The 14,356-nt window shown below is 63.9% G+C and carries 16 protein-coding genes; 12 read left to right on the top strand and 4 right to left on the bottom strand.

All coding sequences use genetic code 11. The annotated features are described in order from the left end of the window. The first annotated feature begins 5 nt into the window (after positions 1 to 5). The 12 genes from A3A9_RS0124240 (at position 6) to A3A9_RS0124185 (ending at position 10,268) form a co-directional block, all read left to right on the top strand. Complete coding sequence (locus tag A3A9_RS0124240; RefSeq protein ID WP_027061095.1) at positions 6 to 452, top strand: hypothetical protein; 447 nt, start codon at positions 6 to 8, stop codon at positions 450 to 452. Positions 453 to 623: 171 nt separating this feature from the next. Continuing rightward, entirely contained in the window at positions 624 to 1,607 is a 984-nt protein-coding gene (gene trbB / locus A3A9_RS0124235; RefSeq protein ID WP_027061094.1) for a P-type conjugative transfer ATPase TrbB, read from the top strand. Then, the gene (locus A3A9_RS0124230) at positions 1,604 to 1,936 is read left to right on the top strand and encodes a TrbC/VirB2 family protein (protein ID WP_027061093.1); all 333 of its coding nucleotides are present in this window, start codon (positions 1,604 to 1,606) and stop codon (positions 1,934 to 1,936) included. The genes trbB and A3A9_RS0124230 overlap by 4 nt, the downstream gene beginning before the upstream one ends. Beyond that, positions 1,936 to 2,217, top strand: coding sequence for a VirB3 family type IV secretion system protein (locus A3A9_RS0124225; RefSeq protein ID WP_027061092.1), 282 nt, complete (start codon positions 1,936 to 1,938; stop codon positions 2,215 to 2,217). The genes A3A9_RS0124230 and A3A9_RS0124225 overlap by 1 nt, the downstream gene beginning before the upstream one ends. 22 nt (positions 2,218 to 2,239) lie before the next feature. After that, on the top strand, positions 2,240 to 4,696 hold the full coding sequence (gene trbE / locus A3A9_RS0124220; protein ID WP_027061091.1) for a conjugal transfer protein TrbE: 2,457 nt from the start codon (positions 2,240 to 2,242) through the stop codon (positions 4,694 to 4,696). Further along, positions 4,693 to 5,454, top strand: a complete 762-nt coding sequence (gene trbJ, locus A3A9_RS0124215) for a P-type conjugative transfer protein TrbJ (RefSeq protein WP_027061090.1) — start codon at positions 4,693 to 4,695, stop codon at positions 5,452 to 5,454. Before trbE ends, trbJ begins: the two co-directional genes overlap by 4 nt. A 10-nt stretch (positions 5,455 to 5,464) precedes the next feature. Further along, positions 5,465 to 5,749 carry a putative entry exclusion protein TrbK-alt gene (trbK-alt, locus tag A3A9_RS0124210; RefSeq protein ID WP_027061089.1) on the top strand — a complete coding sequence of 95 codons (285 nt, stop codon included), beginning with the start codon at positions 5,465 to 5,467 and terminating at the stop codon, positions 5,747 to 5,749. A gap of 4 nt (positions 5,750 to 5,753) precedes the next feature. Beyond that, positions 5,754 to 7,115: a P-type conjugative transfer protein TrbL gene (gene trbL / locus A3A9_RS0124205; protein WP_027061088.1), complete on the top strand. Its 1,362-nt coding sequence runs from the start codon at positions 5,754 to 5,756 to the stop codon at positions 7,113 to 7,115. After that, positions 7,115 to 7,798: a conjugal transfer protein TrbF gene (gene trbF, locus A3A9_RS0124200; protein WP_027061087.1), complete on the top strand. Its 684-nt coding sequence runs from the start codon at positions 7,115 to 7,117 to the stop codon at positions 7,796 to 7,798. The genes trbL and trbF overlap by 1 nt, the downstream gene beginning before the upstream one ends. After that, positions 7,795 to 8,841: a P-type conjugative transfer protein TrbG gene (trbG, locus tag A3A9_RS0124195; protein WP_027061086.1), complete on the top strand. Its 1,047-nt coding sequence runs from the start codon at positions 7,795 to 7,797 to the stop codon at positions 8,839 to 8,841. The genes trbF and trbG overlap by 4 nt, the downstream gene beginning before the upstream one ends. Next, positions 8,838 to 10,040, top strand: a complete 1,203-nt coding sequence (locus A3A9_RS0124190; RefSeq protein ID WP_027061085.1) for a TrbI/VirB10 family protein — start codon at positions 8,838 to 8,840, stop codon at positions 10,038 to 10,040. The genes trbG and A3A9_RS0124190 overlap by 4 nt, the downstream gene beginning before the upstream one ends. Positions 10,041 to 10,043: 3 nt before the next feature. Next, entirely contained in the window at positions 10,044 to 10,268 is a 225-nt protein-coding gene (locus A3A9_RS0124185; protein WP_027061084.1) for a DUF2274 domain-containing protein, read from the top strand. Here A3A9_RS0124185 and A3A9_RS39325 read toward each other — a convergent pair. The 4 genes from A3A9_RS39325 to metC all read right to left on the bottom strand — a co-directional run bounded on the left by A3A9_RS39325 (position 10,216) and on the right by metC (position 14,292). Next, a complete protein-coding gene (locus tag A3A9_RS39325) occupies positions 10,216 to 11,172 on the bottom strand; it encodes a LysR family transcriptional regulator (protein WP_033838767.1) in 957 nt (318 codons plus the stop codon). The two genes, A3A9_RS0124185 and A3A9_RS39325, sit on opposite strands and share 53 nt — an antisense overlap. A 19-nt stretch (positions 11,173 to 11,191) precedes the next feature. Continuing rightward, entirely contained in the window at positions 11,192 to 11,830 is a 639-nt protein-coding gene (locus tag A3A9_RS0124175) for an acyl-homoserine-lactone synthase (RefSeq protein WP_027061083.1), read from the bottom strand. A 203-nt stretch (positions 11,831 to 12,033) separates the two neighbouring features. Beyond that, complete coding sequence (locus A3A9_RS0124170; protein WP_027061082.1) at positions 12,034 to 12,753, bottom strand: helix-turn-helix transcriptional regulator; 720 nt, start codon at positions 12,751 to 12,753, stop codon at positions 12,034 to 12,036. Between the two features lie 345 nt (positions 12,754 to 13,098). Next, the gene (metC, locus tag A3A9_RS39320) at positions 13,099 to 14,292 is read right to left on the bottom strand and encodes a cystathionine beta-lyase (RefSeq protein ID WP_051371104.1); all 1,194 of its coding nucleotides are present in this window, start codon (positions 14,290 to 14,292) and stop codon (positions 13,099 to 13,101) included. Positions 14,293 to 14,356: the final 64 nt, after the last annotated feature.

Here is a 14,356-nt window from a genome sequence, read left to right as displayed (position 1 = left end):
CAGTCATGCGCGACCGAATGAATGTCTATTTTCCCCCCGTCATGCTGAGACAGATCGCCGAGCTTGCCGATCGAAAGAAGCTCGCCCGCTCGGCGATCGTCGAGGCTGCGGTCGCCTCCTTCCTGTCGCCGGATGGCGCCGACCGGCGCGAGGCGGCATTCACCCGCCGCCTCGATCGGCTCTCGCGACAGGTGCAGCGCATGGAGCGAGATCTTGGTATCACCGCCGAAACCCTGGCGCTGTTCGTCCGCTTCTGGCTGACGATTACACCGCCGCTGCCTCCCGACGCACAGGCGGCCGCCCAAACCAAGGGGCGCGAGCGGTTCGAGGGGTTCATCGAAGCGCTGGGCCGGCGCCTGCAGAAGGGTCAGAGCTTTCTCCGGGAAATTCCCGACGACATCGGCGGTGTTACGTCGGCCGAAGATGCCATCGAATCGAACAAAGACGGTTGAATGCTCGTCGCGGGGGCGATACCAAGCAATCGGACGTCCCGCCGTTTCCCTGTCTTTGTACGCTAGGCTTCGAAGCCACATTGTTGTTGTTGCCAGGTCCTCATTCCTGCCTCTTCTAATCATCCCCGTGCCAGAGCCGCCTTGACGGTCCTTTGGCGAGAAGGGGACGATATGGCGATTTCCTACCAGCAGTCGGAGGCGTTCAGCCGTGGCGCGCGCATGCTGCGCACCGCGCTTGGCCCGGCAATTGCGGGATTTCTCGAAGACCCCGAAATCGTCGAGGTGATGCTCAACCCCGATGGGCGGCTCTGGGTCGACCGTCTCTCGCAGGGGCTCGCGTTCACGGGCGAGCAGCTGTCATTTGCCGACGCCGAGCGCATCGTGCGTCTCGTCGCCCACCATGTCGGTGCCGAGGTCCATTCCGATCGCCCACGCGTCTCGGCGGAGCTGCCCGAAACGGGGGAGCGGTTCGAGGGGCTTCTGCCGCCTGTCGTCGCAGCCCCGACCTTCGCGATCCGCAAACCAGCCGTCGCCGTCTTCACCCTTAGCGATTATGTGGCGGCCGGCATCATGACGGCCGAGCAAGCAGAAGTGCTGCGCGCAGCCGTCATGGCTCGCAAGAATATCCTCGTCGCCGGCGGCACCTCGACCGGCAAGACCACGCTCACCAACGCACTGCTCGCCGAGGTCGCCAAGACCGGTGATCGTGTCGTTCTCATCGAGGACACCCGCGAGTTGCAATGTTCCGCGCCGAACCTTGTGGCTCTTCGGACCAAAGACGGCGTCGCCTCGCTTTCCGACCTAGTGCGCTCTTCGCTTCGCCTTCGCCCCGACCGCATTCCCATCGGCGAGGTCCGCGGCCCCGAGGCGCTGGATCTCTTGAAGGCGTGGGGCACCGGACATCCTGGCGGCATTGGCACCATTCATGCCGGCACGGCCCTCGGCGCGCTGCGGCGGATGGATCAACTCATCCAGGAAGTCGTCGTCACCGTGCCGCGCGCGCTGATCGCCGAAACCATCGAACTGGTGGCCGTGCTTTCCGGTCGCGGCGCGCACCGCCGTCTTGCCGAACTCGCACGCGTCGAGGGCCTGGGCCTGACCGGCGACTACGCCATCACCCCCGCAACGCTCGAGTCCCAAGGAGACCGTCCATGATCCGCCATGCCCTTAATATCCGCCATCACATCGCGACAGCGGCCTTCGTCACTTGCGCCACATTTTTGCTGGCGCCATCTGCCCAAGCGGCCGGTTCCTCCATGCCGTGGGAAGCGCCGCTTCAGTCGATCCTCGAATCCGTGGAAGGGCCTGTCGCCAAAATCCTTGCGGTGATCATCATCATCGTCACCGGCCTGACGCTGGCCTTCGGCGACACCTCGGGCGGTTTTCGCCGGCTGATCCAGATCGTGTTCGGGTTGAGCATCGCCTTCGCGGCCAGCTCTTTCTTTCTGTCGTTCTTCTCGTTCGGCGGCGGGGCGCTCATCTGATGGCGGGTATTCTTGACACTGGCGGCGACGTTCCAGGCTTCACCGCTCCCGTCCATCGCGCGCTGACCGACCACATCCTGCTCGGCGGCGCGCCGCGCGCGGTCGCCATCCTGAACGGGACGCTTGCTGCGGCCCTCGGTCTCGGCCTGCGGCTCTGGCTGGTCGGTCTGGTGCTCTGGGCGATCGGTCATTTCGCGGCGGTCTGGGCGGCGAAACGCGACCCGATGTTCGTCGATGTGGTGCGACGGCATCTGCGCATTTCCAGCCATCTGAACGTCTGAAGCGAAGGATCAGGAGTCGGTCATGATGAACCTCGCCGAATATCGCCGCACGTCTTCCCACCTGGCCGACTACCTGCCTTGGGTAGCGCTGGCGGGCGAAGGCGTCGTCCTCAACAAGGATGGTTCCTTCCAGAGGACCGCGCGCTTTCGCGGGCCGGATCTTGAATCCTCGGTGCCCGCCGAACTGGTCGCGGTCGCCGGACGCCTCAACAATGCCTTCCGACGGCTCGGCTCCGGCTGGGCAATCTTCGTCGAGGCCACTCGGCTGACGGCACAGCGGTATCCCGAGAGCCGGTTTCCCGACGTGGCGTCCGCTCTCGTCGACGCCGAACGCAAAGCCGAGTTCGAGGAAGAAGACGCACATTACGACTCCAGCTACTACCTGACCTTGCTCTATCTACCGCCGGCCGAGGACGCCGCGCGTGCTGAGAGCTGGCTCTACGAGGGCAAGGAGCAAGGCGGCGTCGACGCCCGCGAGATCCTGCGCGGTTTTGTCGATCGCACCGACCGGGTGCTCCAGCTCGTCGAAGGCTTCATGCCCGAGAGCGCCTGGCTCGATGACGCCGACACGCTGACCTATCTGCACTCGACGGTCTCGACGAAGCGCCATCGCGTGCGCGTGCCCGAAATTCCGATGTATCTCGACGCGCTGGTGGCTGACCAGCCACTGATTGGGGGCCTTGAGCCCCGGCTCGGCAAGTCGCACCTGCGCATTCTCACCATCGTCGGTTTCCCCACCTCGACGACACCCGGCATCCTCGACGAACTGAACCGGCTGGCCGTTCCGTATCGCTGGTCGACACGCGCAATCATGCTCGACAAGACCGACGCGACGAGGCTGCTCACCAGGATTCGCCGGCAGTGGTTCGCCAAGCGCAAGTCGATCGCTGCGATCCTCAAGGAGGTGATGACCAACGAGGCGTCGACGCTTGTCGATAGCGATGCGGCGAACAAGGCAGCGGATGCCGATCTCGCGCTTCAAGAGTTGGGTTCCGATCTGATCGGGCAAGCCTATGTCACGGCAACCGTCACCGTCTGGGATGAGGATCCACGCGTCGCCGACGAGAAGCTCCGTCTCGTCGAGAAAGTAATTCAGGGTCGCGACTTCACCGCGATGGCCGAGACGATCAACGCAGTCGACGCCTGGCTCGGATCCCTGCCCGGCCATGTCTACGCCAATGTCCGGCAGCCGCCGATCTCCACACTCAATCTCGCCCACATGATCCCGCTCTCGGCGGTGTGGGCGGGGCCGGAACGGGACGAGCATTTTGCAGCGCCCCCCCTGCTCTTCGGCAGGACCGAAGGCTCGACCCCGTTCCGGTTTTCTCTTCATGTCGGCGACGTCGGTCATACTCTCGTCGTCGGCCCGACAGGTGCCGGCAAGTCGGTGCTTCTGGCGCTGATGGCCCTGCAGTTCCGGCGTTACGAAGGCGCACAGGTCTTCGCCTTTGACTTCGGCGGTTCCATCCGGGCCGCCGCGCTCGCGATGGACGGCGACTGGCACGACCTTGGCGGCGACCTGACCGATGGCGCCGCGGCGTCCGTCTCGCTCCAGCCGCTCGCGCGCATCCATCACCCGCCCGAGCGCGCCTGGGCCGCGGACTGGATCGTGGCGATCCTGCTGCGCGAGAGCGTCTCCATCACTCCGGAAGTGAAAGAGCATCTGTGGTCGGCGCTGACCTCGCTCGCGTCGGCCCCGGTAGCAGAGCGCACGTTGACGGGCCTTTCGGTGCTGTTGCAATCATCGGCCCTGAAGCAGGCGCTTCGACCCTTTTGCGTCGGCGGACCATACGGCCGGCTGCTCGACGCCGAGACCGAGCGGCTCGGCGAGGCTTCCGTCCAGGCCTTCGAGACCGAAGGGCTGATCGGCACGGGCGCGGCGGCTGCCGTGCTCTCCTATCTGTTCCACCGCATCGAGGACCGCCTCGATGGGCGACCGACGCTGCTGATCGTCGATGAAGGCTGGCTCGCTCTCGACGACGAGGGGTTTGCCAGCCAGCTCCGCGAATGGCTGAAGACGCTGCGCAAGAAGAACGCCAGCGTCGTGTTCGCCACGCAGTCGCTGTCCGACATCGATCGCAGCGCGATCGCGCCCGCCATCATCGAGAGCTGCCAGACGCGACTGCTATTGCCGAACGAGCGGGCGATTGAGCCGCAGATCACGGCGATCTATCGGCGCTTCGGCCTCAACGATCGGCAGATCGAGATCCTCGCGCGGGCAACCCCGAAGCGCGACTACTACTGCCAGAGCCGCCGCGGCAACCGCCTGTTCGAGCTGGGGCTCGGCGAGGTGGCACTCGCCTTCACCGCCGCCTCGTCCAAGACCGATCAGGCCGCGATCGAGCGCATCCTCGCCGAGCACGGGCGCGAAGGTTTCGTGCTCGCATGGCTCCGGGCCCGCGGCGTCGCGTGGGCATCCGATCTCATCCCTGATCTCGCCAACCTCAGTACCCAAACCCAGCTGGAGGCCCAATCATGACTATCCGTTCCCGTTCGCGCGTCGCCCGCTTCGTCGCGGCGCTCGTGACCGCGCCTGTCTTGCTGTCGCCGATGATCACGACATCGGCCCACGCCTTCATCGTCTTCGATCCGACGAACTATGGGCAAAATGTCCTTCAGGCTGCTCGCGCACTGGAGCAGATCACCAACCAGATCACCTCCCTCCAGAACGAGGCACAGATGCTGATCAACCAGGCCCGCAACCTCGCGAGCCTGCCTTACTCCTCGCTCCTGCAGCTTCAACAGTCGGTCCAGCGTACCCAGCAACTGCTGACACAGGCGCAGAACATCGCCTTCGACGTCCAGCAGATCGACCAGGCTTTCCAGACGACCTACGGCAATGCCTCGCTCTCGGCCTCGGACCAGCAGTTGATCGCTGGCGCTCGCGAGCGTTGGCAGAACACCTTTGGGGGGCTCCAGGACGCCATGCGCGTGCAGGCCGGTGTCGTCGGCAACATCGACACCAATCGAACCCAGATGTCTGCCCTCATCGGGCAGAGCCAGGGTGCCACCGGCGCGTTGCAGGCGACGCAGGCCGGCAATCAGCTCCTCGGTCTCCAGGCACAGCAGCTTGCCGACCTGACAGCCGTCGTCGCCGCGAACGGCCGAGCGCAGGCGCTTCAATCGGCCGAGCAGGCCGCAGCCGCCGAACAGGGCCGCGAGCAGCGCCGCCGCTTCCTGACGCCCGGCACCGGCTACCAGCCGGGCAACGCCCGCATGTTCCAGAACGGCAACTGAGGGCAGCGTCATGGACGGAAAAATGCTTGCCCGGCTCGGTGCGATCGGATTCGTCGGGATCGCCATCGCGGCGACAGCGATCGGACTGAGCCGGAAAGAAGATAGCTCCGCGGCCACCTCGATCGGCCGATCGGAGGCCGCCAGCGCCGATCCGTTGCGCGGCGAGTTGATCCGCTGCCGGGAGCTTGGCGAAGCAGGCACGCGCGATCCTGCATGCCTGCGGGCCTGGGCCGAGAATCGCCGCCGCTTCCTCGCGCCCGCGCCGCCGACGATCGATCGACGAGAGGCCCAATAGCACCATGGGCGGCACCGGCGTCATCGATCATTTTCTCGAAATCTTCACCCGCTACATCGATTCCGGCTTCGGCCTGCTCGGTGGCGAGGTCGCCTTCATCGCCACCACGCTGATCGTGATCGACGTGACCCTGGCGGCCCTGTTCTGGTCGTGGGGCGCCGATGACGACATCATCGCGCGCCTGATCAAGAAGACGCTCTTCATCGGTGTCTTCGCCTATATCATCGGCAACTGGAACAATCTCGCCCGCATCGTCTTCGAAAGCTTCGCCGGCCTCGGCCTCAAGGCCTCCGGCACAGGCTTCACGACCGCCGATCTCTTGCATCCCGGCAAGGTTGCGCAGACAGGGCTGGACGCTGGACGACCCCTGCTCGACTCCATCTCTGGCTTGATGGGCTATTGGTCATTCTTCGAGAATTTCATCCAGATCGCCTGCATGTTTCTGGCTTGGGCGCTGGTGCTGTTCGCCTTCTTCATCCTCGCCGTCCAGCTCTTCGTCACGCTGATCGAGTTCAAGCTCACCACACTGGCTGGCTTCGTGCTGATCCCCTTCGGCCTCTTCGGCAAATCGGCCTTCATGGCCGAGCGCGTGCTCGGCAACGTCATCTCCTCCGGCATCAAGGTGCTGGTGCTCGCCGTGATCATCGGCATAGGCTCGACGCTCTTCTCCGAATTCACCGCCGGCTTCGGCGGTGCTGCGCCCACTATCGACGACGCCATGGCGATCGTGCTTGCGGCGCTCTCGCTGCTCGGCCTTGGCATTTTTGGGCCTGGCATTGCCAACGGCCTCGTCTCCGGCGGACCGCAGCTCGGCGCCGGCGCCTCTATCGGCATGGGTCTCGCGGCTGGCGGCATGGTGATGGCAGGCGGTGCCGCCCTTGGCGCTGGCACGGGCGGTGTCGGCGCTGTCGCAGGTGGTGCCTCAGCTGCGGCGCGCGGTAGCGCTGCGCTCGCCGGTGGTGCCGTGGCCTCCTACAGCCTCGCCTCTGCCGGCCAGGCAGGAGCGGCCGGCGTTGCCTCCGGCCTGAGCGGCGTCGCGCGTGCCGGCGCCAGCGCTGCCACATCGCCACTCAGGCGCACAGCGTCCCGCACCGCTGAGGCCATGAAGCAGAGCTTCTCCAGCGGCGCGAAATCCGCCTTCGCGGCCACTGGCGGCACGTCGACCGAAGGCTCGATCGCTGGCGCGGCCGAGGCCGAGAGCGATCCTTCCCATTCCTCCAGCTCCTCGACGCCGCCCGCCTGGGCCAGGCGCATGAAGCGCTCCCAGACGGTCCGCCATGGGGTCTCGACCGTCAGCCACGCCGTCCGATCCGGCGACGCCCATGGCGGCGGATCATCCATCAATCTCTCCGAAGGGGACCGCTAATGTTCAAACGAACGTCCACCCACTACGGCAAGACACCCCAACCCGAAACCCCTTACCAAAAGGCCGCCCAGGTCTGGGATGACCGGATCGGCTCGGCGCGCGTCCAGGCGAAAAACTGGCGCTTGATGGCTTTTGGCTCACTGCTGCTCGCCGGCGGCTTCGCGGCGGCGCTGGTCTGGCAATCGGGGCGCGGGACGATCGTTCCCTGGGTGGTGCAGGTTGATCGGCTCGGCCAGGCACAGGCGGTCGAGCCGGCCGTCGCCGACTATCGCCCGACCGATCCACAGATTGCTTGGCACCTGGCCCGCTTCATCGAACAGGTCCGCTCGATTCCCGCAGACGGGATCATCGTTCGCCAGAACTGGCTCAGGGCCTACGACTTCACAACCGATCGCGGCGCCCTCGCTCTCAACGACTACGCCCGCGCGAACGATCCCTTTTCCAAGGTCGGCAAGCAGCAGATCGCCGTGGAAGTGTCGAGCGTCATCCGCGCCTCCCCGGATAGCTTCCGCGTCGCCTGGATGGAGCGCCGCTATCAGGACGGTTCGCTGGCATCGACCGAGCGCTGGACCGCCATCGTCACCGTCGTCATCCAACCGCCACGCGACGCTGAGCGGCTGCGCAAGAATCCCCTCGGCGTCTTCATCAACGCCATCAACTGGTCGAAGGAGTTGGGCCAATGATTCTTTATTCCCATAGAGCCGTTCGACCGGAACCCCGGAAAGCCGAATTTCCTCACTTCCGTAAATCCGTGTTTCCACTTGTGCTGCTCTCAGCAACAGCGCTTGGCGGCTGCGCCACAAAAAAGCCGCCGCAGATTTCCTACGACGATCCGCAGCCCGCTGTGTTCGCGCCCGCTCCGCCGGCACCGGTCCAGGTCGTTGAACTTCCACGACCTCTGCCTTTGCCGGGCCAGTTGAAACCAATCAAAGAAACCCGCCAGGCCCCCGAGCCCGCAGAGCCCACCGCCCGGGTCAACCAGGCCAACGCCGCCGCGCGCATTCAGCCAGTTCGTGACGGCTTCATCAACGCGATGCAGGTCTATCCGTTCACAGAGGGCGCGCTCTATCAGGTCTATGCCGCCGTTGGACAAATCACCGACGTCGCCCTCCAGCCCGGCGAGCAACTTGTTGGCTCCGGCCCCGTTGCCGCCGGCGACACGGTTCGCTGGGTCATCGGCGATACCGAAAGCGGCTCCGGCGCAACGCGCCAGATCCACATCCTTGTCAAGCCGACCCGTGCGGACCTGACGACGAACCTTGTCATCAATACCGACCGCCGCACCTATCACATGGAGCTGCGTTCGACCGAGAAGACCTACATGGCCTCGGTGTCCTGGCAATATCCGCAGGACCAACTCATCGCCCTTCGGCGGCAAAACGCCCAGGCCGCGGTCGCTCAGCCCGTCGCCGCCGGCGTCGACCTCGCCTCGATCAACTTCCGCTATTCGATCGACGGCGACCGTGCGCCTTGGCGGCCGCTGCGCGCCTTCGACGATGGCCGTCAGGTGTTCATCGAGTTCCCGCGCGGCATCGGCCAAGGCGAAATGCCGCCTTTGTTCATCGTCGGCCCCGAGGGCGATACTTCCGAACTCGTCAACTACCGCGTCCGAGGCAATCACATGATCGTGGATCGGATGTTCGCCGCAGCCGAGCTGCGCTACGGCAGCGGCCGCAAGCAACAGCGCGTCCGGATCGCCCGCACAGACGGAAGGCCCGCGTCATGAGCGATTACCGGGAAGAGGAAGAACAGGCGCCGGCGGCGGGCGGAACGCCTGGTCCCGAGCCCATGCGTCTGCGTAATGAGCCGCCTCGCGTCACCCGCCTGTCCCGGCGTGTGCTGGCCGGGCTCGGCCTGGTCGCCGGGCTCGGCGTGGGTGGCGCGCTGATTTACGCGCTGCAAACACGTCATGGTGGTCCCGCCAACGAGGAACTCTATTCGACGGACAACCGCACCACGGCAGACGGACTTGCGGGACTCCCGCGCGACTATTCCGGTGTGGCAAAACCCGACGGTCCACAACTAGGACCGCCGCTTCCAGGTGATCTGGGGCGTCCGATACTCAGCGCCCAGAACCGTGGGCAGCCCGTCGAAGGCGTCAGCGCCGAGGAACAACGGCGGCTCCAGGAGATCGAAGCCGCGCGAACCAGCCGCCTGTTCGCCGGCACCGAAACGCGGTCTGCACCAGCTATGCCGGCGCCCGCGCCGAGCCAGACGCCAGCCATGGAGTCGCCGACCCTCGCGGGCCTTGGCCTCGCGCCACAGCCTGCGACCCCCACAGCGCAGGAACGACAAACCGCTTTCCTCGACGCCGCCGTCGACCGCCGCACCGTCCGCCCCGATCGCGTTGCAGCACCGGCCGCGCCCAGTATCCTGCAGGCAGGTTCAATCATCTCGGCCGCCCTCATCACTGGCATCCGCTCCGACTTGCCCGGCCAGATTACCGCGCAGGTGACCGAGAATGTTTATGACAGCCCGACCGGGCGGCTCCTCATCATCCCGCAGGGCGCGCGGCTGATTGGTCAATACGACAATGGCGTCGGCTTTGGTCAGCGCCGCGTGCTGCTGGTCTGGAACCGCATCATCATGCCGAACGGCAGGTCCATGGTGCTGGAACGGCAGCCAGGCGCTGACTCTGAAGGCTATGCCGGCCTCGAGGACGGTGTCGATTATCACTGGCGCGAACTCTTCAAGGCCGCCGCGCTCTCCACGCTGCTGAGCATCGGCGCGGAGAGCGGATCGTCGAGTGGTGAAAGTGATATCGTCCGTGCGCTGCGCCAGGGCGCGTCCAACAGCACGAGCCAAATCGGGCAGCAGATCGTTGGCCGCCAGCTCGATATCGCCCCGACCCTCACCATTCGGCCGGGCTTCCCCCTTCGGGTGATCGTCAGCCACGATCTCGTCCTCGAACCATATGAAGGGTGATCCATGACGAAGCTGAAACTTGGGGCCGTCGCCGACGACAAGCCGGTCAAGATCTCGATCGATTTGCCGGCGGCCATTCATCGCGACCTCATCGCCTATGCCGAGGTTCTCGGCCGAGAGACTGGACAGACTGTTGGCGAACCGGCCAGACTAATCGCACCGATGATCGAGCGCTTCATGGCGACGGATCGGGCGTTCTCGAAGGCGCGAAGGGTTCGGCAGTTCTAGGTGACAGCGAAGGATAGCGCTCCTCCAACAGCTTGAGGAAGTGCACGAGAGCCGGGTTGTCGTTGTTCCTCTGCCAATAGGCAGAGTAGCTGATCCGGCTCGGGCCGTGACCGTCCTGCACATCTCGGTAGACCACGCCGGCATAGTAGGTGCCGATATCAGCCTCGCATATCAAGCTAACACCAACGCCTGCACCCACCAGGCTCGTTATGTTTTCGCGGCTGGCTTCATGGCTGACTATCTTGGGCTGGACGTCGGGTGAAGCTAGTTTTGCCAGCAAGATATCGCGAAGTTCCGGTCCGGGGTCGCGCTGGCTCAGCAGGAAGGTCTCGCCTCTTAGGTCGGTCCAATACACAATCTCATTAGTCGCCAGTGGATGGTACTCCGGAAGTGCGACCATGATGCGTTCGCCCCACAGGGCCATTGTTCCCCCCTCGCGACCCGCAGGTTCGCCCGTTACGATTACAACGTCTAGCGTGCAGTGCTCCAAACCTGCGAAAAGACTCGCTCGCGCTCCTTCGACCGTGCGGATTTCCACCTCAGGGAATCGTCGCGCATGTTCCAACAAGCTCGCTCTCAAATTCCCAGCCGACAGCGAGGTGTAGAAGCCGATAGTAAGCCTGCCGGCCTCCCCCCGGCCTGCGGCCTTGGCCGACGTCATCATTCGGTCCAACTCCTCTAGCAGATACCGGGAGGTGCGAAGGATTTCAGTGCCAGCCGATGTGAGCCGCACACCGCTGCTTGATCGCTCGAACACGGCGACGCCGAGACGATCCTCCATTTGACGAATGCGACGGCTGAGCGAGGACTGCTTGATGCCAAGCACCTCCGCCGCGCGACGAAAACTGCCATGGTGCGCGGCGGCGACAGCATAACGAAGGTGGCGCAGTTCGATCGCGGTCATCCAGGAGTAGCAACCATGCTCAGGCCGCGTCGGGCTGGACCGCGGGATCGGAAAGCACGGGCCCGTGAATCTCGCCGATCTCACGCACATTCATCAATGCCGCTTGGCTGATCATTAGACTGCCGGCCAAAGCGCTGGTGTCGCCGATCGGCATCGGCGGCGCAAAGCGATCAAGCGGCCAACCAGCCCGTCTCAGGACGCGCTCGAAGCGAACGTCTGTGACGGTTACAATCGTCTCCTGGCCTTTCGACAATCCCCATTCAAGTATACCCGCCAGAAGACTGAACGTCGCGTCGCGAAGCCCATTCGCGGACACACTCTTGGCCGCTCCCGTGTCCACGCAGAAGCGCGAGCTTTCGAATGTGACCTCGCTTCGCGGAGCAGGGTGTGGCCCAAGCAGCGCCGGGAACGTGTTCGCCAACATCGTCGGCCCGGTCGTTGGCAGCAGCCGCGCACATCCAATGACCGCGCCGGTGGCGTCGACGGCGAGGATGTAAGTCGGCCCCAGCGCGTCGTAAGCATCGATCTCCATATCGCCGCTAACCGAGACATCCCAATTCAGGCGGTCCTGAAACACGCGATAGCGCAAGCGGTGCATGCTTGCGATCAGTTCAGGAAAGTCTTTGCGGTCCGCAGGGTTGATCGACACGATGCGCATGGCGGCAGGCCTCCTTGTTCAAGGAACAAAAGCACGCGTGATCAGCGCTGCGCAGCTGTAGGGTTTTACAGGGTGAGTAGGCGCGGAAGCCCGGGCGAAGAATTCGCTTCCCACATCCCGATCAGGCCGAGGACGGCACGGCAATGCGTTACGGAAGAGGCCTGCCTAGATCGAAGATCGGCGCCCTGATGGAGAGGTGTTACTCAAGACCGAATGAGGCCGCGACGCGTGGCCTCAGCAACCGCTTGTGCTACAGTGGATGCACTCAGCTTCGATCTGGCATTCTCGATATGGAAGACCACCGTTCGCGCCGTGATGCCGAGAATGATGGCTGTTTCCGGCGTTTTCTTACCGCGGGCCGCCCAGTAGAGACACTGCAGTTCGCGTTGGGTGAGAGGCGCATCGGCAAGCCGGGTCAGGCCCAACTGCAGCTTCGCGTAGACATGCGCATGATAATAGAGCCCTGCGAGCTGCAGGCAGTCCGTTTCGGGAGGGCGGGTCTCGACGCATAAGTCCAAGTCGCCCGCCACAGTAAACGCGGCGAAGCGGCCAAAGCCGCCGCGTATCGGGACCGTCACTCCGCTGTGTATCCCGAATTTGCCAGCCTCGGCGAAGAAGCGCTGCTGCGATAGCGATGGCGATCGCAAAGTTCTGCGATCCCACTGAAACGATCGCTGCGATGATCGAGCCAGCCCGATGACGGGATCGATCGCGTCGTATCGTTGCTGGACGTAACGCTCCACCCACGAATTTGGATAGGAAGAAAGCACCTTGAGCGCCGGTTCGGAAAACCCGAGATAAGCAAACCATCGGTAACCCAATCGTTTGGCAAAACGGTCAGCGGCGCACCTCAAACTAGGCTCGTCGCTTGCCGTTTCAAGGGCGTCGACGAAGTTTCTGAACGCAAGGTCAAGACCTGTCATCGGCACTCCCTGAGCAAAAACGCTCCAGCAGGATCTCAGACCCGCGGGGTTGGCCCGCAAAGGCCCTGGTGGCTGAGGGCAAACAGTCGAATGACACGGACGGATAACCGACATGTTTGCGCAACGATTCACGCGGCGTGCTCTCGTCGGATTGCCGAACGTGGCGCCGACATCGGCGACGTCGCCGGCGCTCAAAGGCCGCGCTCGGCGAATGTATCCCGATCCCGAGCACAGCCTGCTTGCGCTTTGATGACGACCTCGTGTTTCCACGGCAGCCGCGAGACCCAATTGTATCCAGCAGACGCGACGCGCCACATGCCGGCGCCAAACCGTGCTGCAAGCCGTTCAGCGCACTCCAACGGCCAGGGGCTGGTCGATCACTTCCAGTTTCTGGAGAAGCCCATCGAGATCGCTCCAGAGCTCTTCGGAGTCTTCCAGGCCAATGCTGATGCGCAGGACTATGCCTTCGGGGTTCCACGCATTGACCGTGCGGTCGGCCTTTACCGCCATCGGCGCGATCAGGCTTCTGGTGCCTCCCCAGGATGCCCCTATGGCGAAGACTTGCAGGCCATTGAGCGCGTCACCCAGCAGGTGTTCGACCCCGGGTTTGAGCACGATGCTGAACACTCCAGTAGAGCCCTTGAAGTCCCGCCGCCAGAACTCGTGGCCGGGACAGGACGGTAGTGCCGGATGAAGGACGCGTTCGACGACTGGGGAAAGCAGAAGGCATTGGGCGAACTCTTCCGAGATGCGTCCGATATGGGCAACGCGTACCCCCATGGTTTCCAAGCCACGCAAAGCCATGGCGACTTCATCTGGAGAAACGCCGATTCCGAGATCCCGAAGCACCAGCTTGATCTTCTGGCGGAGCGCCATGTCCGTGACGGTGATCGAGCCCAGCAACAGGTCGGAATGGCCTCCGACATATTTCGTTAGCGCCTCGACCGCAAAGTCGGCGCCATGAGAGAGGGGCTTGAACAGAAGCGGTGTGGCCCAGGTGTTGTCGCAACCGACCAGGACGCCCTTCCCCTTCGCGGCTTTGATGATGGCCGGCACGTCTTGCACCTCCATCGTGCCGGAACCAGGAGATTCGACCCAGATCAGTTTGGTTTGGTCGTCGATCAGTTCCGCAATGCCGGCGCCAATCAGCGGATCGTAGACCGCATATTCAATTCCACGCGGTTTCAGATAGTCCCTGCAGAAATAGCGGACCGGTCCGTAGACATGATCGGGGATCAAAACCTTGTCTCCGGGCAGCAACACAGACAGCATGATCGCCGTCACAGCTGCCTGGCCTGACGGCACCAATATCGTGCGAACGCCACCATGCAATTCAGTGATCTGCGCCTCCAGTGTGCGCGTCGTCGGCGTGCCGTGCAGGCCGTAGGTGTAGCCATCGAACCCGCGCTGGTGCCGGTTGAAAAACGTTTCGGCGTCATAGTAGACGATCGTGGATGCCCGGTAGGTCGGCACCGCCAGACTTGAGAAGCCATCGTGCGAAACACGTGGGTGATGAACGCATTTGGTCAAATCGTGCATGTCTGTCTCCTGAATCTGGTGGGTTCATAGAACATGGAAATCTCGCCCGACACTGACCGGCAGG

This window comes from Mesorhizobium loti CJ3sym (assembly GCF_000472785.1).
GTDB classification, from domain to species: Bacteria; Pseudomonadota; Alphaproteobacteria; order Rhizobiales; family Rhizobiaceae; genus Mesorhizobium; species Mesorhizobium loti_E.
The sequence above is the reverse complement of the archived record's forward strand: the minus strand, read 5'-3'. Positions and strand labels throughout refer to the sequence as shown.